This window comes from Cardinium endosymbiont of Dermatophagoides farinae (assembly GCF_007559345.1).
In the GTDB taxonomy this organism is placed as follows: domain Bacteria; phylum Bacteroidota; class Bacteroidia; order Cytophagales; family Amoebophilaceae; genus Cardinium.
In genome coordinates, this window is sequence record NZ_VMBH01000001.1 from 51,180 (window position 1) to 78,046 (window position 26,867).

Annotated in this window: 29 protein-coding genes, 1 other RNA gene and 2 pseudogenes; 18 read left to right on the forward strand and 14 right to left on the reverse strand. The window is 38.2% G+C overall.

Annotated features, from left to right (window positions below; genetic code table 11):
* Positions 1-22 precede the first annotated feature (22 nt).
* On the forward strand, positions 23-892 hold the full coding sequence (locus FPG78_RS00290) for a glutamate racemase (RefSeq protein WP_186292361.1): 870 nt from the start codon (positions 23-25) through the stop codon (positions 890-892).
* 93 nt (positions 893-985) lie between these two features.
* A complete protein-coding gene (locus tag FPG78_RS00295) occupies positions 986-2,080 on the forward strand; it encodes an alpha/beta fold hydrolase (RefSeq protein WP_144086101.1) in 1,095 nt (364 codons plus the stop codon).
* Between the two features lie 69 nt (positions 2,081-2,149).
* Here FPG78_RS00295 and FPG78_RS00300 read toward each other — a convergent pair whose 3' ends face one another.
* Both FPG78_RS00300 and FPG78_RS08255 read right to left on the reverse strand, forming a co-directional pair.
* Entirely contained in the window at positions 2,150-3,700 is a 1,551-nt protein-coding gene (locus FPG78_RS00300) for a M3 family oligoendopeptidase (RefSeq protein ID WP_320411045.1), read from the reverse strand.
* Between the two features lie 15 nt (positions 3,701-3,715).
* Positions 3,716-3,856: a hypothetical protein gene (locus FPG78_RS08255; RefSeq protein WP_320411046.1), complete on the reverse strand. Its 141-nt coding sequence runs from the start codon at positions 3,854-3,856 to the stop codon at positions 3,716-3,718.
* A gap of 138 nt (positions 3,857-3,994) precedes the next feature.
* On the opposite strand from FPG78_RS08255, the gene FPG78_RS00305 reads away from it, so the two are divergent.
* The 7 genes from FPG78_RS00305 to ftsY all read left to right on the forward strand — a co-directional run bounded on the left by FPG78_RS00305 (position 3,995) and on the right by ftsY (position 7,426).
* Positions 3,995-4,765: an ankyrin repeat domain-containing protein gene (locus FPG78_RS00305; protein ID WP_186292363.1), complete on the forward strand. Its 771-nt coding sequence runs from the start codon at positions 3,995-3,997 to the stop codon at positions 4,763-4,765.
* Positions 4,731-4,949, forward strand: a complete 219-nt coding sequence (locus tag FPG78_RS00310) for an ankyrin repeat domain-containing protein (protein WP_144086103.1) — start codon at positions 4,731-4,733, stop codon at positions 4,947-4,949. Before FPG78_RS00305 ends, FPG78_RS00310 begins: the two co-directional genes overlap by 35 nt.
* A gap of 113 nt (positions 4,950-5,062) precedes the next feature.
* The gene (locus tag FPG78_RS00315; protein ID WP_338140437.1) at positions 5,063-5,506 is read left to right on the forward strand and encodes an ankyrin repeat domain-containing protein; all 444 of its coding nucleotides are present in this window, start codon (positions 5,063-5,065) and stop codon (positions 5,504-5,506) included.
* A 92-nt stretch (positions 5,507-5,598) separates the two neighbouring features.
* The gene (rpmB, locus tag FPG78_RS00320) at positions 5,599-5,856 is read left to right on the forward strand and encodes a 50S ribosomal protein L28 (protein WP_144086105.1); all 258 of its coding nucleotides are present in this window, start codon (positions 5,599-5,601) and stop codon (positions 5,854-5,856) included.
* A gap of 41 nt (positions 5,857-5,897) precedes the next feature.
* Positions 5,898-6,083 carry a 50S ribosomal protein L33 gene (gene rpmG / locus FPG78_RS00325; RefSeq protein ID WP_144086106.1) on the forward strand — a complete coding sequence of 62 codons (186 nt, stop codon included), beginning with the start codon at positions 5,898-5,900 and terminating at the stop codon, positions 6,081-6,083.
* Positions 6,084-6,092: 9 nt separating this feature from the next.
* Entirely contained in the window at positions 6,093-6,251 is a 159-nt protein-coding gene (locus tag FPG78_RS00330; protein ID WP_144086107.1) for a DUF4295 family protein, read from the forward strand.
* Between the two features lie 221 nt (positions 6,252-6,472).
* A complete protein-coding gene (gene ftsY / locus FPG78_RS00335) occupies positions 6,473-7,426 on the forward strand; it encodes a signal recognition particle-docking protein FtsY (RefSeq protein ID WP_144086108.1) in 954 nt (317 codons plus the stop codon).
* A 6-nt stretch (positions 7,427-7,432) separates the two neighbouring features.
* On the opposite strand, the gene FPG78_RS00340 is transcribed toward ftsY, so the two are convergent.
* From FPG78_RS00340 to smpB, 4 genes are all read right to left on the reverse strand, one after another.
* Positions 7,433-9,205 carry an AAA family ATPase gene (locus tag FPG78_RS00340; RefSeq protein WP_144086109.1) on the reverse strand — a complete coding sequence of 591 codons (1,773 nt, stop codon included), beginning with the start codon at positions 9,203-9,205 and terminating at the stop codon, positions 7,433-7,435.
* 124 nt (positions 9,206-9,329) lie between these two features.
* A complete protein-coding gene (locus FPG78_RS00345; RefSeq protein WP_144086110.1) occupies positions 9,330-9,887 on the reverse strand; it encodes a ribosome maturation factor RimM in 558 nt (185 codons plus the stop codon).
* A 522-nt stretch (positions 9,888-10,409) separates the two neighbouring features.
* Positions 10,410-10,865, reverse strand: a transfer-messenger RNA (tmRNA) gene (ssrA, locus tag FPG78_RS00350).
* A gap of 120 nt (positions 10,866-10,985) precedes the next feature.
* Positions 10,986-11,435: an SsrA-binding protein SmpB gene (gene smpB / locus FPG78_RS00355; RefSeq protein WP_144086111.1), complete on the reverse strand. Its 450-nt coding sequence runs from the start codon at positions 11,433-11,435 to the stop codon at positions 10,986-10,988.
* A gap of 371 nt (positions 11,436-11,806) precedes the next feature.
* Here smpB and FPG78_RS00360 point away from each other — a divergent pair, with 371 nt between their 5' ends.
* Complete coding sequence (locus FPG78_RS00360) at positions 11,807-13,447, forward strand: AMP-binding protein (RefSeq protein WP_144086112.1); 1,641 nt, start codon at positions 11,807-11,809, stop codon at positions 13,445-13,447.
* 14 nt (positions 13,448-13,461) lie between these two features.
* Positions 13,462-14,689, forward strand: a pseudogene (gene mraY / locus FPG78_RS00365) (phospho-N-acetylmuramoyl-pentapeptide-transferase).
* 203 nt (positions 14,690-14,892) lie between these two features.
* Here mraY and FPG78_RS00370 read toward each other — a convergent pair.
* From FPG78_RS00370 to FPG78_RS00385, 4 genes are all read right to left on the reverse strand, one after another.
* Positions 14,893-15,837, reverse strand: coding sequence for an RING finger protein (locus FPG78_RS00370; protein ID WP_144086113.1), 945 nt, complete (start codon positions 15,835-15,837; stop codon positions 14,893-14,895).
* 349 nt (positions 15,838-16,186) lie between these two features.
* A complete protein-coding gene (locus FPG78_RS00375) occupies positions 16,187-16,516 on the reverse strand; it encodes a hypothetical protein (RefSeq protein ID WP_144086114.1) in 330 nt (109 codons plus the stop codon).
* The gene (locus tag FPG78_RS00380; protein WP_144086115.1) at positions 16,513-16,731 is read right to left on the reverse strand and encodes a hypothetical protein; all 219 of its coding nucleotides are present in this window, start codon (positions 16,729-16,731) and stop codon (positions 16,513-16,515) included. The genes FPG78_RS00375 and FPG78_RS00380 overlap by 4 nt, the downstream gene beginning before the upstream one ends.
* Positions 16,710-17,039: a hypothetical protein gene (locus FPG78_RS00385; RefSeq protein ID WP_144086116.1), complete on the reverse strand. Its 330-nt coding sequence runs from the start codon at positions 17,037-17,039 to the stop codon at positions 16,710-16,712. Before FPG78_RS00385 ends, FPG78_RS00380 begins: the two co-directional genes overlap by 22 nt.
* Positions 17,040-17,549: 510 nt before the next feature.
* Between FPG78_RS00385 and hisS the strand changes: the two genes are divergently transcribed.
* The 6 genes from hisS to FPG78_RS00410 all read left to right on the forward strand — a co-directional run bounded on the left by hisS (position 17,550) and on the right by FPG78_RS00410 (position 23,018).
* Positions 17,550-18,911, forward strand: a complete 1,362-nt coding sequence (gene hisS, locus FPG78_RS00390) for a histidine--tRNA ligase (RefSeq protein ID WP_144086117.1) — start codon at positions 17,550-17,552, stop codon at positions 18,909-18,911.
* Positions 18,912-18,913: 2 nt separating this feature from the next.
* On the forward strand, positions 18,914-19,750 hold the full coding sequence (locus FPG78_RS00395; RefSeq protein ID WP_223261912.1) for a metal ABC transporter permease: 837 nt from the start codon (positions 18,914-18,916) through the stop codon (positions 19,748-19,750).
* 98 nt (positions 19,751-19,848) lie between these two features.
* Positions 19,849-20,187, forward strand: a complete 339-nt coding sequence (locus FPG78_RS00400) for a DUF3127 domain-containing protein (RefSeq protein ID WP_144086119.1) — start codon at positions 19,849-19,851, stop codon at positions 20,185-20,187.
* Positions 20,188-20,780: 593 nt separating this feature from the next.
* On the forward strand, positions 20,781-21,419 hold the full coding sequence (locus tag FPG78_RS00405) for a peroxiredoxin (protein WP_144086120.1): 639 nt from the start codon (positions 20,781-20,783) through the stop codon (positions 21,417-21,419).
* A gap of 100 nt (positions 21,420-21,519) precedes the next feature.
* Positions 21,520-21,996: an Npt1/Npt2 family nucleotide transporter gene (locus FPG78_RS07925; protein ID WP_255431671.1), complete on the forward strand. Its 477-nt coding sequence runs from the start codon at positions 21,520-21,522 to the stop codon at positions 21,994-21,996.
* Between the two features lie 5 nt (positions 21,997-22,001).
* Positions 22,002-23,018: an NTP/NDP exchange transporter gene (locus FPG78_RS00410; protein ID WP_255431672.1), complete on the forward strand. Its 1,017-nt coding sequence runs from the start codon at positions 22,002-22,004 to the stop codon at positions 23,016-23,018.
* Between the two features lie 376 nt (positions 23,019-23,394).
* Here the strand turns inward: FPG78_RS00410 and FPG78_RS08355 are convergent, their stop codons facing one another.
* Positions 23,395-23,556: a hypothetical protein gene (locus tag FPG78_RS08355; protein WP_420888385.1), complete on the reverse strand. Its 162-nt coding sequence runs from the start codon at positions 23,554-23,556 to the stop codon at positions 23,395-23,397.
* Entirely contained in the window at positions 23,523-23,858 is a 336-nt protein-coding gene (locus FPG78_RS07030; RefSeq protein WP_255431673.1) for a transposase, read from the reverse strand. The genes FPG78_RS08355 and FPG78_RS07030 overlap by 34 nt, the downstream gene beginning before the upstream one ends.
* Positions 23,859-25,425: 1,567 nt before the next feature.
* On the opposite strand from FPG78_RS07030, the gene FPG78_RS00420 reads away from it, so the two are divergent.
* Entirely contained in the window at positions 25,426-25,791 is a 366-nt protein-coding gene (locus FPG78_RS00420; protein ID WP_223261913.1) for an ankyrin repeat domain-containing protein, read from the forward strand.
* A gap of 31 nt (positions 25,792-25,822) precedes the next feature.
* On the opposite strand, the gene FPG78_RS07400 is transcribed toward FPG78_RS00420, so the two are convergent.
* Together FPG78_RS07400 and FPG78_RS08360 are read right to left on the reverse strand one after the other, a co-directional pair.
* Entirely contained in the window at positions 25,823-26,098 is a 276-nt protein-coding gene (locus FPG78_RS07400; RefSeq protein ID WP_223261914.1) for an RpnC/YadD family protein, read from the reverse strand.
* A pseudogene (locus FPG78_RS08360) lies at positions 26,092-26,777 on the reverse strand (Rpn family recombination-promoting nuclease/putative transposase). The gene FPG78_RS07400 and the pseudogene FPG78_RS08360 overlap by 7 nt, the downstream one beginning before the upstream one ends.
* Positions 26,778-26,867: the final 90 nt, after the last annotated feature.

Sequence of the window (26,867 nt, forward strand, 5' to 3'; positions counted from 1 at the left end):
GCTTGTAACAGTATCCGCTATTGTGTTTTCCGACAGCTATAAACAGGCACCGATTGCCATTTATGATAGTGGTATAGGTGGTTTGGCCATTGCCAGGGTCATCAAAGCAGGCTTACCAGAGGAGTCGATCCATTATATCGGAGATACTACAAACCTACCCTATGGTGAAAAGCGCGCAACGGCACTACGTGGCTATATTGCGCAGGTAGTAAACTTCTGCTTGCATAAAGGCTATAAGCTGCTGGTAATGGCTTGTAACACTGCCACTGCTGCTGCAGATGGTTTTTTGCCATCTTACCTTAAAACCGTAGGCGCAGACATGAATATCATTAATGTCATTGACCCAGTAATCACCTATATCACTGAAAACAACCGTTACAACCAGATAGGTCTTATAGGTACAACCTATACCGTAACACAGGGCATCTATGCAGAACGCTTGCGTACCACTGGCATTACCCTTACTGCGCTGGCCACTCCCCTACTGGTTCCTATGGTAGAAGCTTGTTTCAATGGTGGCAAGATAGATCATCTTTTATTAGATTGTTATTTAAAGCAAATCGGAGCTATAGATGCGCTGATCCCAGCTTGTACCCATTATATCTTTTTAGAAAAAGCCTTAAAAAGCTTCTTCAGCAGACGCTATGCAAAAAAGATTGAAGTGATCGATGTAGCAAAACTTACCGCATTAAACGTTAAAGCATGGCTAACTGCAGCAAACCTTTTAAACAACACCAAAAAAAAACGACCCGATTGTTTTATGGCAACTACACTAACCCCAGCTTTTAAAAATGCTACTAAAAAACTATTTGGCGCAACCCCTATGGAAATAAACCTGGCAGACGCTACTAGATCAGGAGATTTTAAATGCATGGATGCATCGTGCAAATAGCGTCTCTATTTGACTTGCTTATACTTATACTGTTTATACCATCTATCCATAACCATTGGTAAAATAGAGTAACCATAACAACTTCATAACCAAATGTTCCAGTTTAATTTTGCCATTTACCTCACCATCTTACTTTCTATCGTTATTGGTTGTGATAATTGCAAGAAACTTAGTGATACCACTTTTACAAGCTCAAATCAAGGCAATACCAAACCACTAATTGCCTTGTTTCATGGGTTGGGCTCCGGTTCCTACGCTTTTGATAAACTGGTACCTGAACTTAAGAAAGCTTTTCCTAGTGTTGAGGTGATTGCTTTGACCAGTTTAGAGAACGGTGAAACTTACTCTTCTTCTATAAGAAACCAAGCTACTATTTGCTTCGACGATCTTTTAAAAAACATATCTATCTTACCAAAGAGACCTACTCTACTAATAGGGCATAGCCAAGGTGGTCTTTGTGCTTATAGTATGTATTATATATACAAGAAGCGATTAAACGTAAAGGGGATTATTACGCTAGCCACGCCATGGGAAGGGGCACCTGCCCTTAATTCAGATCACAGACCGTTCTTAAAACGTTTGCAACATCCTCATGTAATGAGTGAAATGCAAGAATTTTCAAGAGCCCGTGGTAAAGATGCCAATTGGCTTCAAGAAGATCTTATAGAATGCGTAAATAAATTCCAATTTTCAGGTTGTAGTAAAGGAGCTGGCGATTTAAAACCAGGAAGCGAATTTTTAAACTGGGTTCAAAAAAGGCTTCCTAGTGCAGAAGTTCCTATACTAGCTATAGGAGGGGAAGGAAATGACTTTAGGGTATTCCTACCTGAGGAAAGCGATAATGACTTTAAAGTTTTACGTAACCTATGGACCAAAGTTATAGTGGGCCAAACGCATCATAACAAAGCACATGACATGATCGTTCCATTGTATAGTCAACTTGCAGAAAATATCGCACCGTATAACAGTGAAGATTGCACAAAAGATAACAGTGTAGATTTCACAAGATGTACTATTTCAGATGCCATTCATGATGGCTTTTTAGGGCTACCCGCTAAAAAAGTGTCCAAAAATATACTCCACCATCCTGAAATGTTCGAAAAGGTTAAAGATTTTGGCAAAAAGGTATTACACCCGCACGATTCAAAATTGCAGCAACCACAAAATTTGGCAGCAGAGGCTGCTTGACAAACCATTTTTCCAAGGGGGTATTGTTGTTTGTTTCTCGGGTAGCGTGGCCATACAGCTAAGCCTACCCTACAGCTCAGCCCAAGCCTGACGTACAAATTGCGCCAGGGAACGAATATGGGCACTGCTAAAATCAAAAGCAACTCCAGCGGTTTCATAGACTGTACGCATGGATGCGGTATGGCCTAACTTTAATGCATTTAGGTAATGATCCAATGCTTGTTTGGGGTTTTCTTGTGCATGCTTCCATACGCCAATGGCACCAAGTTGCGCAATGGCATATTCAATGTAATAGAAGGGTACTTCAAAAAGATGGAGTTGTTTTTGCCATAAATGGCGCTTTACCTCCTCATAACCGGTCCAGTCGGTTATGCTATCTGAAAAGTTACTAAAGATACGGTCCCAGTTGTCTGCTCGTTCTGCTAAGGTATGACCGGGATGTTCATAGACCCAATGTTGAAAAGCATCAATAGTAGCCATCCAGGGTAAACAACTGATCACATGGATCAAATGGTCTTTTTTGGCACGGTTGAGCGCTTCTTGACTGGTAAAGAAAACATCCCAATGGGGCATGGTAAGCAACTCCATAGACATGGAAGCCAACTCTGCAATCTCTGATGGACAATGCTTAAAAGCATTTAAGGTCAAGCCATGTACTAAAAAAGAATGAACGGCATGGCCGCCTTCATGAAACATGGTCAACAGGTCACTTAGAGTGGAAACGGCATTCATAAAAATAAAAGGTACCCCGCTCTCATCTAATGGATAGTTGTACCCACCAGGTGCTTTTCCCTTCCGGGAAGCTAAGTCCAAATGACCCATCTCTTGCATGGTACGCAAACAATCTCCTAAAAAAGGATCCAACCGCTCAAATACCGTAATCGTTTTCGCAACCAGCTCTCCCACATCAGTAAAGGGACGCAATGGCTTTCTGCCCGCTATATCTACTGCATGATCAAATGGTTGCAGTGTGGCCAAACCTAGCTGCTTTTTTCGATCTGCTGCTAGTTCATTGAGTAGCGGTACGATTTCCTCTTTGATCGCTACATGAAAGGTAAAACAATCCCCTGGAGTGTAATCAAAACGATTCATGGATACAAAAGCATAATCTCTAAAATTCTTGAAACCAGCATTTATGGCCAATTGATGGCGTTGTTGAATCAACTTTGAGTAGAGTGCATTCAGTGCATCTTTATCTTGTAACCTCCGTTGGCATACCTTATCATATACCTCTTGTCGAAAAACCCTATCTGTAGATTCTAAATGGGGTGCAGCTTGCTGCAACGTGCAAGTTTTTCCAGCTATCTCTACCATCATCGCACCTGAAATCACACCAAATTGCGTTGTATTAAGCTGAATCTCGGCCTGAATGGGTATATTTTCCACTCTGTAACAACGCAATTGATTTTCAATCTTTCGAAAAAAGATGTCATATTGGGTTTCCTGACGCAATAGATCAACCCCTTCTGCACCTAAAACTTTTTGATGCAATTGATCTGTAACAGCTGCTACATGAGGCGCTATGGCAGTAATATAGTATTCATAACGACTTTTAGCAGTCAAATCAGTAGTATCGCAAGAAGTATGAATGTAACGCCATCCAGCATCTTCTTCTAGCACCCCCTCTAATTCGCTTCAATCGGCTAAAAACTGCTTGAGCCCATCCAATGAAGCAAGGGTTCTAGCAAGCAAATCACTATAAAAAGGTTGAATAGAAGCCCAATCTGTTATAGCATAATCTACTGGTAAAAAAGTACGAATATATTTTTGAATCATTGTATAAAATTTATAGATTATATTTTTTAATAATTATTTTATTTGTAAATAACAAACTAAATCCTTCAATATGCTGTATAGTATCCTTTTAATTTTTATTCTTTCCTGTAGTCAATCAAGTTATATTATATGTATCACATGGTTCCTTGGCTAAGATCTATTACCAAGCCTACAAAAAAAAATTATGCGCATGATGCGCAACCCTCAAATTATCCGGACAACTATCCTATACAAGGAGAGTCATCTTATCCATTACATACTGCAGTCTCTCAAAATGAGCTTATTAAGGTTCAGATCATACTAAATGAAGATAAACTTAAATATAAAAATACAGATAGACCCTGCATAAGGGTTAACCAAACAGACAACGAAGGTTATCTTCCTATACATTGGGCACTGAACAAAAAATTCTCATATAAAACTGGAAGGGCAGCTGATAACAACTTAAAGATACTGAAGTTACTGTTAAAATATCCTAACAGCAGCCAAGGGGATAAGCAGAAGATGACGGTCCTCCATTGGGCAACAAAAAATAACCTTCCAAATTCAGTAGCGCTAATATTGGAGCAATATAGAAACAAACTTCCAGATTTTATCAATCAAAAAGATCAAGACGGGCTTACTGCGCTACATTATGCAGTAGACAAGGATGAAAAAGAAGAATATAGAAAAAAACGGATCCAAATATTGAATACACTATTAAATGATCCTAAGGTTCAGATCACAAAAATAGATAAAGATGGCAAGACTGCTTTGCACCAGGCAGTCATAAACAATAATCTAGAAGCTGTAGAAGCAATATTGGAATATTGTAGAAACAAACCTGAAGACCGCACCAATCAAAAAGATCAAGAAGGCTTTACTCCGCTACATTATGCAGTGGATAAGGATCAACAAGGGGCAATATAGCCAAGCACATCTCCAAATATTGAATACACTATTAAATGGTCCTAAAGTTGATAGCATGGAAACAGATAAAGATGGCAAGACTGCTTTGCATTGGGCAGTGGCAAACAATAGCCTAGAAGCTGTAAAAGCAATATTGCAATATGCTAAATCAAATTTGCAATCATATAAAAATTTATCAACCTGAAAACGCATATAGACACAGAAAAGGGTGAAGGCGGTTGTGCTGCTATATATTGGACAACAGGTCCAGCATGTTCAGCAGAAGACGAGTAGTCTTCTCGAACAATAAGTTTAGAAATATTCAAGTTATTACTGCCTGAATGGAAAATGGGTGAGCAAGATAGCCAGGGGAATACCATTGCGCATTGGATCGTTGCGCGAGGCCGCAATGATATGCTTAAGGTGCTCATTGAGTATAAAGTTGACCTGAATATAGAGGGTAAAAAAGGGGAAACTATTTTGCATGCCATGATAACAGCAATGGACTATGCCATAACCAAAGGGGATTCTCTGCTGATGCAATACCTATACTACAAAAAAGATAGTATACTGAATCAGCTATTAAGCTTACCACCATCTAGGATAGATTTCAATAAAGAAGATCAATTCGAATATACCCCCCTAGCATTAGCACTGAAGCTTAACCTTTACAAAGAAATTATTGAAAAATTAAAAGAAAAAGAGGAAGAGGGCTTACCTTTTAAAAAAAGGAAGAAATTTAAAAGCGCTCATGAAAGCTAAAAAGGATAACAATTCAGAAAGACTTGCTAAAACCATTTGAATAATCCTTTCGTTATCCTATATTTGTACGTATTTATAAAGCATATAGAAGCATGGCAAGAATTTGTGATATAACAGGGAAAAAGCCCATTGTAGGGAATAATGTATCGCATGCAAATAATAAAACCAAGAGATGGTTTTATCCAAATTTGCAAAAGAAGCGTTTTTATATTCCAGAAGAGGGTATTTGGATTCCATTGAAGGTTTCTACTTTTATTATCCGTACCATTAATAAAAAGGGAATTCATGCGGTGTTAAAAGAGGCCAAGCAGAAGGGGACGCTGTCCAAGAAATACCACTGGTTGGTCTAAATGGCAATCACTTGAAATCTCATAAAAAGTAGTAAAGCAAAATGGCAAAGAAAAAAGGCGGTAGGGTTCAAGTAATCTTAGAGTGTACAGAGCACAAAAGCAGCGGAATACCGGGTATGTCGCGCTACTGTACGGAAAAGAACAGAACGACTACTACTGCACGAATGGAACTCAAAAAGTATAATCCTATACTCAAACGACATACCCTTCATAAGGAAATTAAATAATCATTAACTATGGCAAAGAAAGTAGTAGCAATCCTTTCTAAAGGAGATACGGTTAAGTTGACCAAGCTGATTCAAGTAAAAAGATCAGCAAAAACAGGAGCTTACACTTTTCGCAGCAGAATTGTACCCTCTGAAGCAATAAAAGAGATTCTATCTAGCAGGGCATAGCCATGCGTATTTTTTAGCTATAGACCGCTTTCAAAACCTATTTGTGATCAGCAGTTTTTAGGAGAAGCACAGTCGAGCACCGCAGAATACTAGATGTATTTGAGGAGCATAGACAAGCTTCGACGCCAAGATTGCCATTAGAAATAGCGTTTTGAAAGGGGTCTTATCCTATTTGTTTATTGCCTAGCATGACCATTGGCTAAGCAGACTAGTTACTTGCTATGGGTATTTTTGATTTTTTTTCTAAGCGGGCGGCCTCTAAAACGCATTTAGTGGAAGAGCTGTCCAAGACACGTCAGTCTTTTTGGAGTAAGTTTTCTAAAATTATTGCTGGCAAGTCTACGGTTGATAGTGAGGTATTAGATAGGTTAGAGGAATTGCTGATTGGTTCAGATGTGGGCGTATCTACCACGCTTAAGATTATAGCTGCTATAGAACAACGTGTAGCACGGGATAAATACCTTACCACAAATGAGCTAGATCAAATTTTACAGTCTGAGACTGAGCAGCTTTTACATATTGCGCCCAGCACCCCGCAGGATCCTATTGCACCCACTCATCCGCATATCATACTGGTAGTAGGGGTAAATGGTGTAGGTAAAACTACCACTATTGGCAAACTGGCTGCACAGTTTATAGGTCAAGGAAAAAAAGTGACGCTGGGTGCTGCAGATACCTTCCGTGCAGCAGCAGTAGAACAGCTTACCATTTGGGGCAATCGTGTAGGGGCAGAGGTGGTAGCACGAGCGATGCAGTCAGACCCTTCTTCTGTTGCACATGAAACGGTACAACAAAGCATACGGAATAATACAGATGTGGCCATTATAGATACAGCCGGCCGATTGCATACCAAAGTACATCTTATCAATGAACTCGCTAAAATTAAGCGAACCATCCAAAAGTGCCTTCCTGGTGCGCCACAAGAGGTATTACTGGTACTGGATGGTACAAATGGGCAAAATGCCTTTCTTCAAGCGGAAGCTTTTACAGCTGCTGTAGCCGTAACCGGAATCGTTGTAACCAAACTAGATGGAACCTCTAAAGGAGGTATGGTGCTGGGCATAGCAGATCAGTTTGCTATTCCAATTAAATATATCGGTGTAGGCGAAAAAATCGAAGACTTAAGGCCTTTTGATCCCCATACATTTATTAGTTCTTTATTTCAGAAATGGTAAATTGAGCTAAGGGGTTACCTCTTGCTCACTATATTTACTGGTTAAACTAACATCTCCAGATTGTTTACGAACGAGATCATAAGTTACGTAAGCAGTTAGAACTGACTTTCCAGAAAAAGCAATACCGCATCCTATTACTTCTTTTACATGGGGATATTGTAATAACTCCGTATGATAGGCTTGTTCTTCTATTTGCGCTAAGGCAAGTTTAGAGGCATTTTCTAGTTCTTCTTCTTTCCGAACTTGCTTAAATTCTAATAGCAGCGCTTTTAAACCTTCTTGTTTAGGGATTAATAGCAGATCATATCTTCCAAAGCCACTTTCTCGATTCGACCGTATATAATGGGTTCTACCCAAGCTGGCTAGCATAGCCAAAACAAAGCCATGATAGAAACCCTCTGATTTTCTTGCAACATGGGTATCAAAACAACTAACACTTTGCAATAAAAAGCATCTTAATGCTTGTGTAAAACAAGGTACATTACCAGTTATCAAGTGATCTAAAAAAGATTCATATTCATCTACTTCATCAAATTGATTACTGAGCCATTCTCTAAAAAAACGATTATAAAGCGTATGTACTTCTTTATTAGGAATCAACAGTTGACAATCATGTAATCCATTATATTCATTAAAGGCAACAGTCTCAAACTTTAAATAGCCAGCAAATAAGAGTAAGCTCCATAAAGCGTTATCATCTCTTCCTAGTAAATCAAAAGATAGGTGTTTATCTATCGGTACAGAAAATGATGCTCCTTGCATCAATCGCTCAAACTTAGACTTAATTCCTGATCCAGAACGAAACAATAGTTCCTTAACTAAATCATTATTACCCGTGTTTACCCAGTAAACATCAAAACGACCGGATCTATTGATGCAAGAAATAATAGACCAGGGATTATACATGACTAAACCACCTACCTTATAGCCATTATACCAATTTCTTACTGCTTCCATAGAAGTACCAAGATCTTTTGCCTTAAATAAAGATTCAACTTCTACTTCTCTAAAACCAAAATGGCTACTATATGCGTCATCCAAAATAGTATAGGTCTCTAGATTATTCAAACCAGAAAGCATACTATCTTTGGAAACACGTAATATACCGGTTAAAATACCTTTCTCTAGTGCAGTATTGTCTTTTAAAGCAGCGCTAAATAGATTACGCATCAATGCCACCATAGCATCCAAGTATGCCTTATTGCCATAAGCTTTATTAAGTGGCGTATCATATTCATCTATTAGCATATAAACCTTCTGACCATGGTGTTGGTAAAGGCATTGACTTAATAGTTTTAAAGCATTTTCTAATACTTGTTGATTGGCTTGCCTATTGCGAATCACATAGAGTTGCTCTAATTGTAACGCATTGATTTTATCACTTGTAAATAGATAGAGATGGAAGCTATAAAGTTCGAGTATCAATTCATAGACCGCATTATAAGCCCCTTGAAAATCAGCTGCGTTCACATCTTTAAAACTGATCATAATAACCGGATGCTTGCCTTGATGTTCCCTAACATACTTACCACCTTCTAACTTGCCAATGGCTAAATCATCAAATAAACCTGCTGTAGTGATACCATTCAATTCTGATGCAAAAAAATGTTGCAGCATAGACATATTGAGTGTCTTACCCCAACGACGAGGACGCGTAATTAAGGTAACCTCATCACCGCTTTTGAGTAAATCAGCAATCATGGCTGTCTTATCACAAAACAGGTAATCATTAGATAGTAACTTATGAAAGTTACTGACACCAATGGGTAATTTTTTCATGATTAGAAATTTTAAGGTTTATTGGAAATGGATGGCATATCCTGCTTTTTTTAATTTAGGAAATGTATAATCGTATTGCACATTACAAGGTAGTAATGCTTAACCAATAGCCTATAACCCAAAGCTACAACATGGCCTCTAGATAGCCTTCTGGAAGCTGTATGGTAACCTTTTTTTGCATTTCATCCACATGAATCAAAAATGGCTTACAATAAGGAATCAATAATTCTTTCGCAAGGTAGTTAACGGCCATCATATATTGATCCCGCATACAATATATGGCTTCTATTTTACCCAATTGGCCCAATACAACTTCTTCTACGAGGCCATCTACTAAACTATAAGGCAGCGTAGCTTGCACCCATTTGGGTTTCAGGGTGATTGGAAGGAATAAAGGTAGATTGCGGAGTGCATAAGCTGCTGTTTTGGATTGAATAAGATTTAGGTGTACAATCGTTTTTTGCTCCGTAGAGATAATATTTTTAATGGAATAAGGCACTTTTATAGCATCTATCTCTACAAAAAGTGCGGGTAGCTTGACCAATTCAGTATGGTTGAATGGATATAGAAATGAAGCAACTAGACCGCCGTCTATTCCAATTGGTTTTTTAAATGAACCAATTTGAAAGTATTGCTCATTTTGAATGGAGTCGTAAAAAAGTGCTATGGGATATAAGGACATGTTTCAAAGGAAACTGTTTTTCTATTCATCTGTAAGCTGCACTTTCTGATCGCAACTTTTTCCAAGGGCGCGTTTTTTAAAACGTCACTTAGTCGGTATCTGTTCAAACCAGTGGTAAAAAGGCATTTATATCACATTTTTTCTTGATCACCAGGATGATTATGCCTACCACTTTTTGCTTGATCAAAAAGTGGACAAAAAATCAAGCCCTGTGCAAAAAGTTGCTAAAAGCAGCGCTTAGAGCTGGAAAAACAGAACTCGCCCGCTATGCGGGCTCAGACATGCTGTTTTTCTATTCAGCTCTAAGCGCTGCTTTCTAAACGTAACTTTTTACAATGGGCGTTTTTCTTTTTTTGGAGTATAACATTGCCAGATGGCTGAATGGATACCGCACACAAACTGATTACCTTGAATGGAATGGATTATAGGCTACTTCATAATGACTTTATTACAGCCCTGCCCCTACTATTAAGGGCAAACCTACGTCATCATAGCCTTTTCAAGGCATACTTTTTTTTCATAATGTGGAGCTGGAGGGAATCGAACCCTCGTCCGAACAAGAAAACCGCAACGCTTTCTACATGCTTAGTCGCTGTTTATTGTCGGCGCAACCAAGGTCAGCAACAGACCTAATGTTGCACTTATACGCGGTTATGCTTTATGCCACCATCACGTACCTGGTGACACTAGTTCCATGCATCGATGCCCCTATGCTGATCCCATAGAACAAAAACCAGCGGGACATATCCTTCTTAATCTATCGATTAAGCAGCCAAACGCAATGCGTCAGCGCCTTCTTCCTCTTCTTCTTCTCGTTTTCTTCTTAGACTTAAAGTAAGAGTCCAGGCCTTAGGAAGGATAATAGGCAGACCATCGTTGCCATTTATGCACTGTGTAAGTTTGATATGAGAGGTAATACTTACAACACCTCGCATGCTTACATTGGATTTAACCTTCCCGTCAATTCCAGTCAACCCCAATGTGTTGTACACCTATTATTGATATAATCACCTAAGGTTATATCAATTTAATATTTTTTATTGGCTTCACAAAATCTTTAGCAAAAAAAAGGAGGCCTTGGCAAGGTAGGGATCTAGATCAAATCTCTCTAGATCGTTCTAAATCTCTTTCTTTAATAGCCTGACGCTTATCATATAGTTTTTTACCACGTGCTAGGGCAATGGCTAGCTTAGCAAACCCGCGTGGGCTGATAAACAATTCTATAGGAATAATGGTAAGCCCTTTTGCTTGGTTTTTAAGTAGTTTTTGCAGTTCTTTTTTCTGTAACAACAACTGACGGTCACGTTTTTCTTCATGATTATAGATGTTACCATGGCTATAGGGGGCAATATGCATCCCCTTGATCCAAAGGGCCCCTCGATTGAAATAACAATAGGCCTCCTGAAGCGATGCTTTGCCCATTCGAATGGACTTTATCTCTGTACCTTGTAAAATAAGGCCAGCAGTATACCGATCTAAAAAGGTATAGGAAAAATGGGCTTGCCTATTCTTAATGCAAACTTGTAATGGGGTCTTCTTACCTGACATAGGTTTAATAAAGAAAATAGTCTGTATGGTCTTATATAGATGGTCCAAATCTAAAAAATAAAATTGTAAAAGACGCGATACACAAGACCTTCTGCAAAACCTATTTGTGATCAGCAGTTTTTAGGAGAAGCGCAGTCGAGCACCGCAGAATACTAAATGTATTTGAGGAGCATAGACAAGCTTCGACACCAAAATTGCCATTAGAAATAGGTTTTCCAGAAGGTCTACAATAGACTACTACAAGCCAAGTGCTTATGATCATATCACCTGGCCAAATCAGTAAATTTTAAATGGGCAGTATCGCATTCTATAAAATTATACTATATTGCAATAGTTTCTAAAAAACACTAAAATAGTTTTTATATACTGCCATGATACAAAGACCTTGGGTGCAGCATTATCCCGCTTCAATCCCAGATACAATTGATACTTCTAGGTATAGCTCACTCGTCCATTTCATGGAAGAAATTTTTGAGCAATATAAAGACCTGCCAATGTGTGAAAACATGGGCAAAGTGCTGAGTTTCCATGCAGTAGATAAGTTATCTAAATCTTTTGCAGCTTATATTCAGCAGCATACCAATCTATCAGTAGGATCACATGTAGCCATTCAGCTACCCAATCTATTGCAATATCCGATTGCTGTATTGGGCATGTTGCGTGCTGGGTTAGTAGTAGTCAATATCAATCCGCAGTATACCCCTTCTGAAATGGCCTACCAGCTGAAAGATGCTGGTGTACGCGCGATCGTTGTACTGGAAAACTTTGCCCACAAGCTGGCTGAAATCTTGCCAGATACATCTATTCAAACCATTATCGTTACCAAAGTGGGTGATATGCTTGGCTCGATAAAAGGGAAATTACTCAACTTTGCCATCAAACATATTAAAAAACTGATTCCTGCTTACCACCTGCCACAAGCCATCTCTTTTAAGGAGGTGTTAGCAAAAGGGAAAGAGACTATTTTTCACCCTGTTGCCTTAAAATCTTCCGATACTGCTTTTTTACAATATACAGGTGGAACCACAGGGGTATCAAAAGGAGCCATGCTATCGCATGGGAACCTTACCGCTAATTTCCAACAATTAGAACCTGTCATGCGCCTTTTCTTAAAGGAAAAAGAAGAGCGGACAATGATTCCACTGCCGCTTTATCATATTTTAGGATTAGGCAGCCTATTTGCAATGGCTAAGCTAGGCGCAAAATGTTCACTGATTACAAATCCTAGAGACATCCCAAAGTTTATAAAAGAATTGCGGAAACGTAAGCCTACTTGTTTAATAGGCATTAATACATTATTTGAAAAGCTACTGGCACATAAAAATTTTAAAAAACTAAAGCTTACTGCTTTAAAGCTTACCATAGCAGGTGGCATGAAAACGCAAGACAAGGTTAAAAACCAGTGGGAACACCAAACCGGAAGCAAGCTGATGGAAGGGTATGGACTAACGGAATGTTCGCCTGGTGTCTCCACCGATATGATCAATGGCATCCACCATATGCCGCTACCTGGCACATTTGTAATCATAGCGGACGAAACAGGTAAAGAGGTGCCCTATGGAACAGCTGGAGAACTACTCATTAAAGGCCCCCAACTGACGCAAGCCTATTGGCAAAAACCGATAGAAACAGCAAGCGCTTTTGTGAATGGATGGTTTAAAACAGGCGATATAGCCACTATGGATGAAAATGGATTTGTATCTATTGTAGACCGCAAAAAAGATATGATCAATATTTCTGGCTTTAACGTATACCCCAATGAAATAGAACAAACCCTCATAGGGCATCCAAAAGTATTAGAGGTAGGTGCTATTGGCATAACTGATGTCACACTAAAAGAAGCCATTAAGGTTTTTATTGTGAAAAAAGATGCAACGCTTACCGCTGAGGAAATCATAGCCTATTGTAAAGCCAAAATGACCCGCTATAAGGTGCCTAAATATGTGGAATTTTGTAATAGCTTACCCAAATCGCCTATAGGTAAAATACTCAGGAGGTTGTTAAAGGGATAGATCAAAGGGTTTATATGCTATACTATTTATTCAAGTATCTACATGCTGCCTTTCAATGGCCCGGAACAGGTCTATTTAAGTATATCTCTTTTCGAGCGGCTATGGCTACGCTTAGCTCTTTTACCATCATTTTTCTAGTAGGACAGCGCTTTATAGGCTACTTAAGCAAAAGAAAGATAACGGAATCCAATCGAGCATTGGGATTTAATGAAGCCACAAAGAAAATCAACACCCCTACTATGGGGGGGGACTTATTATACTGGCAACCGTGGTGCCCACCTTGCTTTTTTCAAAATTGCATAATGTATATATAGTCCTACTATTAATAACTACTATTTGGATGGGATTAGTTGGCTTTTTGGACGACTACATCAAAGTATTTAAAAAGCAAAAAAATGGGCTCAATGGATGGATTAAACTATTAGGCCAAATAGTCTTAGGCCTTATTGTAAGTACTACGCTTTATCTGCATAAAGACGTAGTGATACGTGAGCTACCTACAATAGCACAGGAGCTATCTATTGGTGTAGCCACTCAAGCGACTCCCTCTGGATATAACGATATAAAATCCACCAAAACAACCATCCCTTTTTTAAAAGGCAATGAGCTGGATTATGCACAAATAACAGCCTGGTTGCTGGGCAATGCAAATTATACATGGATCGTTTATATGGCCATTGTAGCTTTTATTATTTCTGCTGTATCAAATGGCTCCAATCTAACAGATGGCCTTGATGGATTAACGGCTAGCACCTCTGTAATCGTTGGTACTACACTAGCCGTCCTTGCTTACTTATCTGGCCACATTATATTTGCCAAATATCTAAATATCATGTATATCCCAAATTTGGGAGAGCTTACTATATTTTGTTGTGCATTTGTGGATCATGTATGGGCTTTCTTTGGTACAATGCTTATCCTGCACAAGTCTTTATGGGTGATACAGGCAGCCTAACGATTGGCGCCATTATTGCCGTAGTAGCCATTTGTATTCGAAAGGAACTGCTGATTCCCATGCTATGTGGTATCTTTCTGATGGAAAACCTATCAGTGATATTGCAAACCAGCTATTTTAAATTTACCAAAAAGCGTTACGGAGTGGGTAGAAGAATTTTTAAAATGGCACCACTCCACCACCACTATCAGAAGTTAGGATGGCATGAATCAAAGATTGTAACGCGGTTTTTAATCCTTAGCATTTTATTGGCTATTGCTACCTTGGTAACCCTAAAAATCAGGTAAAAATTAGCATCTATTCAAGTCAGTATGGAATCTTTCTCTTACTTTTTGCTTGATCAAAAAGTAAGCAAAAAATCAAGCGCCCTTTGGAAAAAGTTCCTGAAAGTGCAACTTTCTGATCATAACTTTTTCCAAGGGCGCGGTTTTACTTGTTTTGGGGATAGTAGTGCTAAAAGAAAGCAAGTGGCTAATACAAACAACAGCTATCATGTGGGCATCTGACAGCAATCACCGATTAGGCCTAAATCAATTGGGTTAAAGTTTTGCTTACAGAGCGGACAGGAAGGTTTATTGAATTGGTAGAAATATTTTAGGCAGAGGGATCGGCACCATTTGCATAGGGAAGGAAGACAAGGAGAAGGAATCTCATGAGCAACCCATGCCCTGATACATTCATCATGAAAGACATGCGCAGGATGACATGGAAGAACTATCAAACTACCTTTCAGGCGAGATAAGCATATAGGACATTCGTTTGCCTGTTGTTTGATCTCCTCCTTTAACAACTCTTTCTGCGCTGTATTTAATTGTGCAATTAAACGCTTCAGTATTTCTACAGGATTCACTCGAAAATTGTGCGATTGATCTAGACAAGCAAGCATATAAGAAAAAAACTGTACAAACTGTCTAGGGACAATTTGAGCAGCTTGCAATTCGGATACAAAAACAAGCGCATCAGAAAAACACTTTACAAACTGGATAAGAACACTTGAGGCAGTTTGTAATTTGGCTATAGCATTAAAAGCAACAGAAACAAACTGAAACATACAATCGCTCATACATGCTTGTTTCTGTTTCATTTTTTGTTCCGTCAACGCTCCGCTCATGTAAGCAGTTCTAATATAATTAGCTAGATCATCCTGTAGCTTATTTAGAATTTTACAAAAATTAATGATCAGCTTGCGCATCAGCTCGCGTTGATCATCTGATAGATCTACCTGATCATAGGTAGTACTACGCATTGCTTGAAGACGAAAGCTATCTTCTTTTTCAGATGAGCTGCACGCTTCCTTTTCAGACCAACCAGATGACTCACTGCCACTAGAATAGACAGCTCGAACCGTTTTCAAACAACAGCCTCCATTAAAAATGATGCAACCCAACAGCGCTACAATGGTAAAAAGTTGCCTTGAGTATGTTCTATGTTGCATATAGCCTATTGACTTATACCTTAATTGGTTTGGCTTGCCTATCTGTTAAGCAGATTAGGTTACCTCTTGAATGCTAAAAAAGTTGAACAGTTGCTCAAAGCAACGCCTACTAATTAAAAACAGTTAATTTTTTGTATTTAAAAAAATATTTTGATATAACCAAATTAAGCTTAAAAAGCTGGGCCGTCTATTCCAATACAATAGACCTTCTTCAAAACCTGTTTGTGATCAGCAGTTTTTAGGAGAAGCGCAGTCGCCAGAATACTAAATGTATTTGAGGAGCATAGACCACAAAATTGCCATTTAGCAATAGGTTTTGCAGAAGGTCTAATTAAAATACAAGCTTCCCTTATACAGGATCCGATTTATCCAGGCAGCTATCACATGCTCCTCCCCCATTATAATCCTGTTGAGCCAACGTCTCCACTTCCTCTTCATCATCCTCTTCCTCTAAACCATTCTCTTCCAGAGGTTCAAGTATCTCTTTTTCTAACACTCCTTCCTTATTATCCTTATTATCCTCCTGTTCCTCTGCATCATTCGTCAAAGGATCAAGTGAATCTTCTACTAATCCTAGCGTGCCTCCCTCATCATCCTCTTGTTCAGCCACCGTCACTACCTCTTCTGAATCATTCTGTGCAACAGGTTGAACAGGTATTTGTTTCGTTTCTGTATTCACCTCCTATCTACATTCGATACTTCTTTACCTAGCCCTTGCCCAGACTTTTTCTGATCCAGCTCCTGCGGCATCGGATTTGGCATTTCTGGAGCCGATTTTTTGTTCGGATTTATATGTATAAATTCCTCATATACAACCACAAAAGATGAACACAGATCTGTATCAGTTGCTTGTAATACCTTGATAGAATCATCTAATGGGAGTTCCCGATCCACTTCCACCGATGGACTGGATGGCGGCGGTGGTGCATAACCACCACTCCCCCTCTCTGCCCTTTATCACATTTCGCTCCTGCATCTACATCCAAAACCTTCTGAACTGGATCTGAGGATGTATTACTATCTTTGTTTTTAGCTGGCGTATACTCAGAGAGATGCGCTTTCCCAGCGCTACTATCTAGATTATCTTTAGGTGGCCAAAATTTGTCTTGAAATCTTTCGAAACAACTCTTTCCGCTTAAAACGAGCAAACCAAACAACACTAGCGTGTAAACAATATGTCTGGAATAGGTTTTATATTGCATATAGATTTTGATTTATAATTTTGAGACATCTTGCCTAACTGCTTCAAATTAAAAAGCAGCGCCTTCACTGCAAAAAATACCAGTTATTACTAGACCTTCTGCAAAACCTATTTGTGATCAGCAGTTTTTAGGAGAAGCGCAGTCGAGCACCGCAGCATACTAAATGTATTTGAGGAGCATAGACAAGCTTCGACACCAAAATTGCCATTTAGCAATAGGTTTTCCAGAAGGTCTAATGAAATTATAAACGAGTTATCCTAGCTATAATTCTAATCATAAAATTCCACCTTAACAAATAAGTTTTAAAAAGCAACCATCCACTTAAAAAAGTAAAAGCTAGCCTTGAAAAAAAAATATTTTTAAACGTAGTATTTCACTGGAATGGTTGTATACATAAAGAACTAATGGTTGAGCAGCTATTGTGAATCATCTCATGATCCTGTAAATTAGCAGCTGTCGTAGTTCCAAATGGAAAGCTACCTTTCACCCATTCGCAAATCGCAAAAGTAGATGGCCCTATTACCCAGTCTTGTAAAAGGCATGCGCGACTACAGCACCCTTCAGGTTCAGCGGCGCAATTATATGCTTTCTGTTATTCAGTCTATTTATGAATGCTATGGCTTTGAGCCACTAGAAACCCCTGCACTGGAAAGCCGTGCAACCCTTATTGGAAAGTATGGCCAGGAAGGGGAGCAGTTGATGTTTAACATACTCAAATCTGGTAATTTCCTAGAAGGAATAGAAACAAGCGCTACAGATTACAAAAAATTGAAACCGCTCATCAGCGATAAAGGGCTACGCTACGATCTAACGGTGCCCTTAATGCGTTATATTGCAACGCATCAACATGCATTATGTTTCCCATTTAGACGCTATCAAATACAACCTGTATGGCGCGCAGATAGGCCCCAGAAAGGCCGCTATAGAGAGTTTTTACAGTGTGATGCGGATATTATCGGGAGTAACGCTTTATTATGTGAAGCAGAAATCTTAAAATTAATCTACGATGTATGCACCAAACTGGGCATACGAGATTTTTGCATCAAAATCAACCATAGAGGTGTGCTATCGGCTATTGCTGATCCAGAAAAAGAAAAAGTATTTTGTACCATTGTAGATAAATTAGACAAAATTGGTTGCAAAGAAGTTATTGCTGCCTTAGCAGCAGCAGGCTTTAGTAGCGCAACAGTTGCATCACTTACGCTATTGCAAAAATTTAAAGGGAACAATAATGAGCTATTGGCACAGCTGGCAACAACTATTGGCCATACAGATGCAGGAGCAAAAGCCATAGAGGCATTAAAAAGCATACAAACGCAAGCGCATGCGCTTGGCCTACCAGATGGCATCTGTTGTATTGAACCAACCTTAGCAAGAGGGTTGGCTTATTACACTGGACTCGTGATGGAACTAACCGTGGCTGGTACACCACTAGGAAGTCTAGGTGGAGGGGGAAGGTATGAAAACCTTGGAGATCTATTTGGGACAACTGGATTGGTTGGTGTAGGATTCTCTTTTGGAATCGATAGGCTATATGACCTGATGGAGGCACAAAACCTCTTTGAGCCGATTGCCACCTACACAATAGAGGTGCTGCTGGTCAACATCGAAGCAAAAGTCGAGCCACAACTGCTCTACCTATTGAATCAGTTGCGTCTAGATGGGTTTAAGGCAGCGCTATATCCTGAACGGGTAAAAATAAAAAAACAACTAGCTTATGCCGATAAAAAAAATATCCCTTTTGTGATAATACTAGGAGAAACAGAATCCGCTATGAACCACTACACGCTAAAAAATATGGAAACAGGGGTACAAGCACATTATAGCTGGCCTGAACTCTGTGCCGCATTAAGAAGCGCCTTAACATGTTAGCTATGGATGCACTTTGGACCATTATTATTGCTGCACTGGCTGGTATCAATTGTGCTTTAGTAGGCACCTATTTGGTCTTGAGAAAAATAGCCATGATGGGAGATGCCATTGCCCATTCCACACTACCAGGTATTGTATTGGCCCTTCTGATAACTGGCTCTAAAAATTCGCCTATATTAATCGCTGGAGCAGGTATAACAGGCGTACTGGTGACCTTTTTGATCGCATTTTTAGAAAAAAAAATAAAGATACAGGCAGACGTTGCCATAGGCATCAATTTTACTTTTCTCTTTGCTTTAGGTGTTATTCTCATCTCCTTTTTTAGCAGAAAAATAGACTTAGACCCAGAGTGCAGCCTATATGGAGAACTGGCAACCGTTCCATTAGATGTTTGGCGAACCGCTAGTGGTGTAAACCTAGGCCCCAAAGCATTTTATATTCTGTCAGCCGCTTTAATGGTCAATTTAACCTTTCTGATCATAGGGTATAAACAGCTATTTGTAAGCACCTTTGATCCACAATTTGCCCAGAGCATTGGCATACACACGACCCGTTGGCACTACTGCTTAATGGGGATAACCTCGTTGACAACCGTTGCTGCCTTTGAAGTAGCAGGAGCGATTTTAGTGGTTGCCCTTTTAATTGTTCCAGCTGCAAGCATATATTTGGTTACAAAATCTCTTAAACGTTTATTACTTTATAATGTATTCTTTGCTATATTAACCGCCATTAGCGGCTATTATATCAGCTTCTGGTTGAATAGCTCTATGTCTGCTACAATGGTTACCATAACAGGATTGTTATGCTTAGTTGCTTTTGTATTTTCCAAAAATAATTAAGATAATCACGAGTAGGCCAGGTAAGGAAGCGATCTGGATCATCCAGTTTTGAGGAAGTATTATTTTTATTTCATTAAACCATTAAACCAATATATACCATGCATATAACCGGAAGATTATTTGAAATTAATCCACCACAACAAGTATCTGAATCATTTAAAAAAAGAAGTTTTGTGGTAGAATATGTAGAGAATCCGCAATATCCAGAATACATCTCCTTTGAATTGATTCAGGACAAATGTGACCTATTAGATGGCTTTACAGAGAAAGACGAAATAACGGTTCATTTTAATCTACGGGGCAGAAAATGGACCAATCCAGAGGGTGTTGTGAAATACTTTAATGCTTTGCAGGTATGGCGTTTAGAAAAAGCTAATAAATCAAATGAAACGCCTCATCCATCTCCTACCGATGTAGAGGATGATTTGCCGTTCTAAACATAAGGAATTGTTATTTTTACTTTTTTCTTGATAAAAAGATTTGTGTCTTACCTTTTGCGTGATCAAAAAGTAAGCAAAAAATCAAGCGCCCTTGGAAAAAGTTGCTGAAAGCACAGCTTACAGATGGAAAAACAAGAGCCGTCCTGCAGCCCTCCCTGCAAACTGTTTTTCTATTCATCTGTAAGCTGTGCTTTCTGATCGTAACTTTTTCCAAGGGCGCGTTTTTGCTTGTTTTTCGGATAGTAGTGCTAAAAGATTGAATGGCTACGATACTAGAGGGTCATAAGCGGAGGCACACTAAGAGTCTATAACATAGTTGCAGTAATGGATGGTATGCGCAGCTTTCAGCGTAAACTTTACCAATGCTTTTTAGTAATAATGGCGCTCAGATCAATGGATAGCATATGGATACCATTATGATAAACTGATATTTTTTCTTATTTAAATTTATAGTATTTATTAGAAGATTTATTAAAAAAAAGTATAAATTTGCAGTGTAAGGGATGGTCCCATCTAGGCTTCTAAATAAAAATAGGGATTAGAAGCAGTAGCCGGCTCATTCTATTTTTTAATTGTATATTACATATACCGTGCACTTAATAGGAACAAGGGCCCCTATCTTTAGGGCGCCTGCTGTGATAGATGGTGACAAAGTCATAAATGACTTTTCACTGGAGCAGTTTTTAGGAAAAAAAGAAGTACTCTTTTTCTTTTACCCAAAGGATTTCACTTTTGTCTGTCCTACTGAATTATTGTCCTTCCAGCAACATTTACCCCAATTTATAGAACGCAATGTAGCACTGGTTGGTTGCTCTACCGACACAGAAGAGACCCACGCTGCTTGGTTAGACACACCCAAAACAAAAGGAGGCATCACCGGCGTAACCTATCCATTGGTTGCCGATACGAGTAAGACCATTGCTTCTAACTATGGTGTTTTAGGGGGGGACTGGAGCTACAATGAGCACAATCAATTGATTTTCACAGGAATTCCTGTAGCTTATCGTGGAACTTTTTTAATCGATAAAGAAGGCATCATACGTTATATGGCCATCAATGATTTGCCACTAGGCAGAAATATTAGTGAAATACTACGTATTATTGATATGTGGCAACATGTCATTCAGTTTGGAGAGGTTTGTCCAGCGAACTGGGCAAAAGGCAATATGGCCATCCAAGCTACCACTGAGAGTGTATCCAACTATCTAACCCTAAACACAGAACTATGAAAAAACATGATCAACAGCCTATAAAAACATTTTACAACACCATAAAGTATCTGACCAGTTTTAATTTTATACTTTATATTCTAACTAAATAAAAAATACAATGAGCACGAAAAAAGAATTTGGCAACATGCGTGGAATGATATTTCCCATTCACAAAAGTGAGTTACGTAAGTTTTTGCCAATGGCCTTTATATTTATCCTCATATCTTTCTGTTATGCGCTTACACGCTCCCTTAAAGATATGAATATCCTCAAGGAAATGAATGCTACAGCCATTTACTGGCTAAAAGCAGTAGCCATTACGCCTAGTATGATTTTCTTTACCGTTCTTTATGGAAAAGTGAGTCGCTCTACAGGTAGGGATGGGAGGTTCAATGCAGTTATGATTTACTTCCTTGCTTTTTTTACCCTTTCACTGGTTTTTTTACTTCCACAAAAAGAGCTATTGCAACTCAATACACTCTCTAAACTGCTTGAAGCAAAGTTTCCGAGTCTTATAGGGCTTTGGGGAGCCATTTGCCATTGGCCTATTTCCCTCTTTTATATTCATGCTGAGGCTTGGGGACTTTTGCATTAAGTGTAGTGTTTTGGACCTTTGTAAATGAGATTACTGCTGTAAATCAAGCTAAAAGATTTTATAGCTTTTTAAGCATGTTTGCTGCTGTTGGGAGCATTCTGGCTGGATTTATTCTTAAGCTGGATAATGTGCGTACCAATTTCGATCAAGGTTTAAAGTTTGTGATTATAGCGATTATTTTGATTCTAGTAGTATACAACTACTTTACTTCAGATATAAAAGCCAATCCAGCTTACTATCAGATTGAACAAAAGCCTAAAAAAGTCAAGGTAAAAATGTCTTTTATAGACTCTATGAAGTTCCTAGCTCGTTCTAGGTACCTGATGCTGCTTTCTATATTGGTGATTGGTTACGGATTAGTGATTGCGCTTTTTGAAGCAGTACAAAAAGCACAAATCCAGCAATATGTAAAAATTACTGGAGACAATACCATTTATGCAGGTATCTATTCAGACCAACAAATTGCAGTAGGGGTGCTATCTATTTTAGTAACGCTTTTCCTGGCTACGCCTATACTAAAAAGGGGATGGCGCTTTGCGGCATCTGCTACACCGGTTACAGCATTGGTGATGACGGCTTTGTTTTTTACCTTTCTTCGATTTGGTGATGCTTTGGATGGTTTTTTAAAGAGCTTTAACGTGACTGCTTTACATCTTTCGGTTCAAGTAGGGCTCTACAATGTGGTTTTGATCAAGTCGGTTAAATATGTTCTTTTTGATCCAACCAAAGAAGCAGTCTATATTCCATTGGATGAAGAAACTAAGGTACGTGGCAAAGCAGCTGTAGATGGTGTAGGCTCTCGTTTGGGAAAGAGCTTAGCATCTGTATTGGTTACTACTATGGCTACGCTACTTGGTGGTGGTGATATCGCCAATATTCGTACGCCTATTGTGCTGATGATTATAGCTGTGATTGTATGTTGGCTTATAGCAGTTCGAACCCTAGGAAGGCTAAAAACAGCAGCTGAAGAGAAACATGAAGTAGAGGTTACAGGTGCCAAAACGGTACAAGTAAGTAAATAATTTCTACTTATTGCTTGATCAAAAAATAAGCAATACATTAAGCCCCTTGGAAAAAGTTGCAAAAAGCATGGCTTACAGCAACGCTTTCCAAGGGGAATTTTTTATGCTTACCTTTTTCTTGATAAAAAAGTAACAAAAAATCAAGCGCTGATGGACAAAGTTCCTGAAAGTGCAGCTTACAGATGGAAAAACAGAACGCGCCGCGCTACGCGCGGCTTCAAAGGAATCTGTTTTTCTATTCATCTGTGCTGCACTTTCTGATTATATCTTCCAAGTAGTTTCTATATCCTTGATCTGACCTAATACCTTCAGTTATATCTAATCTATCTAATGTTTGATTGAGATAGTAGGCCCTGAATTATTATGTATTTATTTGTTAATGAGTATAAAAATGGTCATGTTTACATATATAAAGTAACCAAATTATGCTTAATTTTAAGTTGTCCAACCATTTCTTTACTCTAGGACTCATGCCTTTAGCATATAGAGATAAGATCTTATCATCTAGACCAGGAATTCTTGTTTGGCGCTTGGGCAATAAAATAGGTTCAAAAGTGGATGCTCTATATCTCTGGGAACCTCAACTGATATAACCCCATTATCAGTGATAACTTCCTTGGTAGATAAGCCATTACGTGCATTTTCTGAATCACTACGAGCATATTTATTATAACCTAAATGGGAATCCATTTCTGATTCTAACGCTTTTTCTACAAGACGCTTGCTTAACTGTTTGAGTAAACTTCCTTGATCAAAAAGGGTCGATAGGTCTACGCCTGAGTCTAGCAATACATCTATTGCTTTGCTGATGACATCTTTGGCTCTCTCTTTTCTTTTCATTGTTGTAAGTGCTTAGTTTACGTAAATATACAACCTCAAAAATATTTACATACTTAAAACTAAAGACTCCACAGCTCCGATTTTAAAAGGCTAATTTCTCTTTGAAGTAGGCTAATTTCTGATCTTAAGCAACTAACTAACGATCTAATAAACTCCATCTAATGCATAGATATAGACAAACGATAGCTAAACCTAGCAATTTAGCCAAACTTTAACAACTGCCTATGACCACTACCGTGAACGGAAACAGCAATCATTTTGATTTATAAATTTTTTACAATACACTTGCAAATCGGGTTAAGTTTTATCATTTGTATTTTAAAACTTAAACCTATTTTTTTTAAATTAAAAGTTAAATTTACTATTATGAGTACTATTATATTAAAAAAGCTATCCTTAGATAGAATTTTCTATACAATATTATTGACCTTATTGCATATAGGTTTTTCAAATTGCAATATATCAAAATCGCGTATGGACCAAGATAAAGGGTCATCAAATAACAGTCCTTCAACTATTTCAAATGATCAACCAAGTACAACAAACAAGAAAAATAGTTTAATATGTATCAATATTGATTCTTTTCTTATTGATTTTTTTTCCCTGGGTCCTAATGGGAAGAGATAAAAAAACAAAAGCGTCTTGCTAATATAATCTCACGCAAGGGTAAGCCCAATTTTTATGTTTATATGAATGACACTCTCCCGCCTCGTTATGAGCAATACAAAAATAAAGATTATGACCAAAAAGCTGTAATAGGAACAACCGAAAATTTATTCGGCGACAAAAAGATTAGGTTTCGAGACGAGAATGGTCTAAAGCAATTTATTAATAAATTATTAAACGAAGGACATAAAATTGCCATTACCACTTTTTGCGGATTTCCTCATGCAATAATTAGTATGTCTAGAAAAATTGGGATTATCTAAAGATCAGATAGCAAACATACCTATAATAGGAGGATTTAAGGGATCGAATGAAATAACACGATTCGGTGAAAGTCATTCAAATTTAAATGCACACTTACGCGAAGCTTGGAGGGTATTATTTCCTAATGAACGCATATGTCAAGCTAATATTGTGCTAATAAGTAACAACATAGATAATTTTAGTGTGACTAATGGTGAATACCGGTGTATCCACATATGCGACGAAGAATCAGCTATCAAGGCTTGTTCGGGAAAAACGTCTTCTTTTTCTAATTCTATAGAAAATGGATTTTGGGATAAAGTACATGATCTAATAAAAAATAAAAATTAGCAAGGTACCATAACGAAATTTTCTCCTAAAATATTTTTCATAAAAAACGCATAAGATGCGTTTTTTATGAAAAAACATAAGAAAAATTTACATGTTAAATTAAAAACTGAAAATCAATTAAATAGTATTCCAATACATTCCTTAAGTTGACGCCATTGAGTGAACGCATACTACAGAGGGCGCGTTTTTGCTTGTTTTCCGGATAGTATGGCCATTGGTATATAAATCCCTGATGATTTAGATTTACTAACGGTTAAATCTTACGTTTCATTAAATGAAATTATCCACCTACACAAACGCATGGTTTTTGCGCTTACTGTTTGTAGCATCTATGCTTATATGGTTTAGCAGGCTATATCTATCGAATAAAGCAGCTGTAGTTTACCAAGTAACGCCATTAGATGGTGCAGACTCCAGGGCGCTAATGGATGCAGCCACTTTAGGGAACAAAAAACAGGTAGCGGCGCTGCTTAAGAAAGGGCTACCTATCAATACAAAGGATCAACAAGGAAATACTGCATTGATCTATGCAGCCCAAAAGGGGCACGAAAAAAGCGTACAACTATTAATCGATCAGGGGGCCCTGACCGATCATAAGCTAAAATTCTGGTTACATCAAAAAATATTATTATGGGTATATTCCATACGAAACAAAGCTAGAAAATTACGCTAGCTGGCATGCTGGATGTCTAGCTGAGACATGGTCATTGAGTATTTCCGACCTTCAAAAGGTCCTCTATACAGGAACGAGATAAACCAGTAAGAAGCATAATATCTTCTATAGGATAACACTTTTTAAGCATAGCTTTAGCTATCTCTATCTTACCCTCTATCCTACCTTCTATCTTTCCCTTTTGAAGGCCCATTTGTTCTCCTTCTTGTCTTAATGTTTCGGCTACTGACATTGCAATTTTCTTTAATTTTGGGTTAGATTGCTTGATCGTTTCTAGTAAATCTGGGTTATTATCCAATTTTAACATATATAAAAAACTGCATCAGCATAGCTAATATAATCTTTTTCTAAAAAATCGACAATTAAATTTATTCGATCAGCAAACCATTGATTAAACGAACGGTAGATGCCCTGTTTAAGCACCATCGCTGCAAAAGCAGCCTTTTTATAGTTAAGCAGATCATTTTCAGATGTACTATACAAATCAACCAAATGAAAACGGTCAAACATATACGATTGAGCTAATTCAGGATCTGAAAACATTGATAATAGACTATTTGAACCTTTATATACTTTATCGCCATTATAGATGCATACATTTAAGATAACTGGAAGGGCCATATTTCCATTTTCTTTTAGGTGTTGACGTATTAACCGAACATTGTATTCTAGAAATTTTAGTGGCATATAGAGGTCCTCAGTCGATTGATGTTCGCATAAAAATATAAATAACCTTTTTGACCATTTATATTGGTTCTGAATACTAAATCAGATTCCCCTCTTCTACCAACTGGATGATCAACAAAGCTTTTATCCGTTAAATGCAACGCTTCCTGATCTATTTTACTAAGTAGGTCAGAAGATATATTAGCAGATAGAAAATCTAACATAGCTTCTTTATTACAGAAGGTGTTCTTAAAGACCCTATCATGGGGCTGATGCACCGAATCTTTCTTATCCTTTTTCTTGTCTTTTTGCTTACTCATGTGATCAATATTTTACAAAAAATTAGTAGAATTAAAAATAATGCTATTTCTGAAAAATAAAATAATACTTCGAGCACGTTTTTTTCTTAA

Bases quoted from the DNA above. Each gene is read 5' to 3' on its own strand.
- FPG78_RS00295 (WP_144086101.1), top strand. From the start codon at position 986: ATGTTCCAGTTTAATTTTGCCATTTACCTCACCATCTTACTTTCTATC.
- FPG78_RS08255 (WP_320411046.1), bottom strand. From the start codon at position 3,856: ATGATTCAAAAATATATTCGTACTTTTTTACCAGTAGATTATGCTATA.
- FPG78_RS00305 (WP_186292363.1), top strand. From the start codon at position 3,995: ATGGTTCCTTGGCTAAGATCTATTACCAAGCCTACAAAAAAAAATTAT.
- FPG78_RS00310 (WP_144086103.1), top strand. From the start codon at position 4,731: ATGCAGTGGATAAGGATCAACAAGGGGCAATATAGCCAAGCACATCTC.
- rpmB (WP_144086105.1), top strand. From the start codon at position 5,599: ATGGCAAGAATTTGTGATATAACAGGGAAAAAGCCCATTGTAGGGAAT.
- rpmG (WP_144086106.1), top strand. From the start codon at position 5,898: ATGGCAAAGAAAAAAGGCGGTAGGGTTCAAGTAATCTTAGAGTGTACA.
- FPG78_RS00330 (WP_144086107.1), top strand. From the start codon at position 6,093: ATGGCAAAGAAAGTAGTAGCAATCCTTTCTAAAGGAGATACGGTTAAG.
- ftsY (WP_144086108.1), top strand. From the start codon at position 6,473: ATGGGTATTTTTGATTTTTTTTCTAAGCGGGCGGCCTCTAAAACGCAT.
- FPG78_RS00340 (WP_144086109.1), bottom strand. From the start codon at position 9,205: ATGAAAAAATTACCCATTGGTGTCAGTAACTTTCATAAGTTACTATCT.
- FPG78_RS00345 (WP_144086110.1), bottom strand. From the start codon at position 9,887: ATGTCCTTATATCCCATAGCACTTTTTTACGACTCCATTCAAAATGAG.
- smpB (WP_144086111.1), bottom strand. From the start codon at position 11,435: ATGTCAGGTAAGAAGACCCCATTACAAGTTTGCATTAAGAATAGGCAA.
- FPG78_RS00360 (WP_144086112.1), top strand. From the start codon at position 11,807: ATGATACAAAGACCTTGGGTGCAGCATTATCCCGCTTCAATCCCAGAT.
- FPG78_RS00370 (WP_144086113.1), bottom strand. From the start codon at position 15,837: ATGCAACATAGAACATACTCAAGGCAACTTTTTACCATTGTAGCGCTG.
- FPG78_RS00385 (WP_144086116.1), bottom strand. From the start codon at position 17,039: ATGCAATATAAAACCTATTCCAGACATATTGTTTACACGCTAGTGTTG.
- hisS (WP_144086117.1), top strand. From the start codon at position 17,550: ATGGCCCTATTACCCAGTCTTGTAAAAGGCATGCGCGACTACAGCACC.
- FPG78_RS00395 (WP_223261912.1), top strand. From the start codon at position 18,914: ATGGATGCACTTTGGACCATTATTATTGCTGCACTGGCTGGTATCAAT.
- FPG78_RS00400 (WP_144086119.1), top strand. From the start codon at position 19,849: ATGCATATAACCGGAAGATTATTTGAAATTAATCCACCACAACAAGTA.
- FPG78_RS07925 (WP_255431671.1), top strand. From the start codon at position 21,520: ATGAGCACGAAAAAAGAATTTGGCAACATGCGTGGAATGATATTTCCC.
- FPG78_RS07030 (WP_255431673.1), bottom strand. From the start codon at position 23,858: ATGAAAAGAAAAGAGAGAGCCAAAGATGTCATCAGCAAAGCAATAGAT.
- FPG78_RS07400 (WP_223261914.1), bottom strand. From the start codon at position 26,098: ATGTTAAAATTGGATAATAACCCAGATTTACTAGAAACGATCAAGCAA.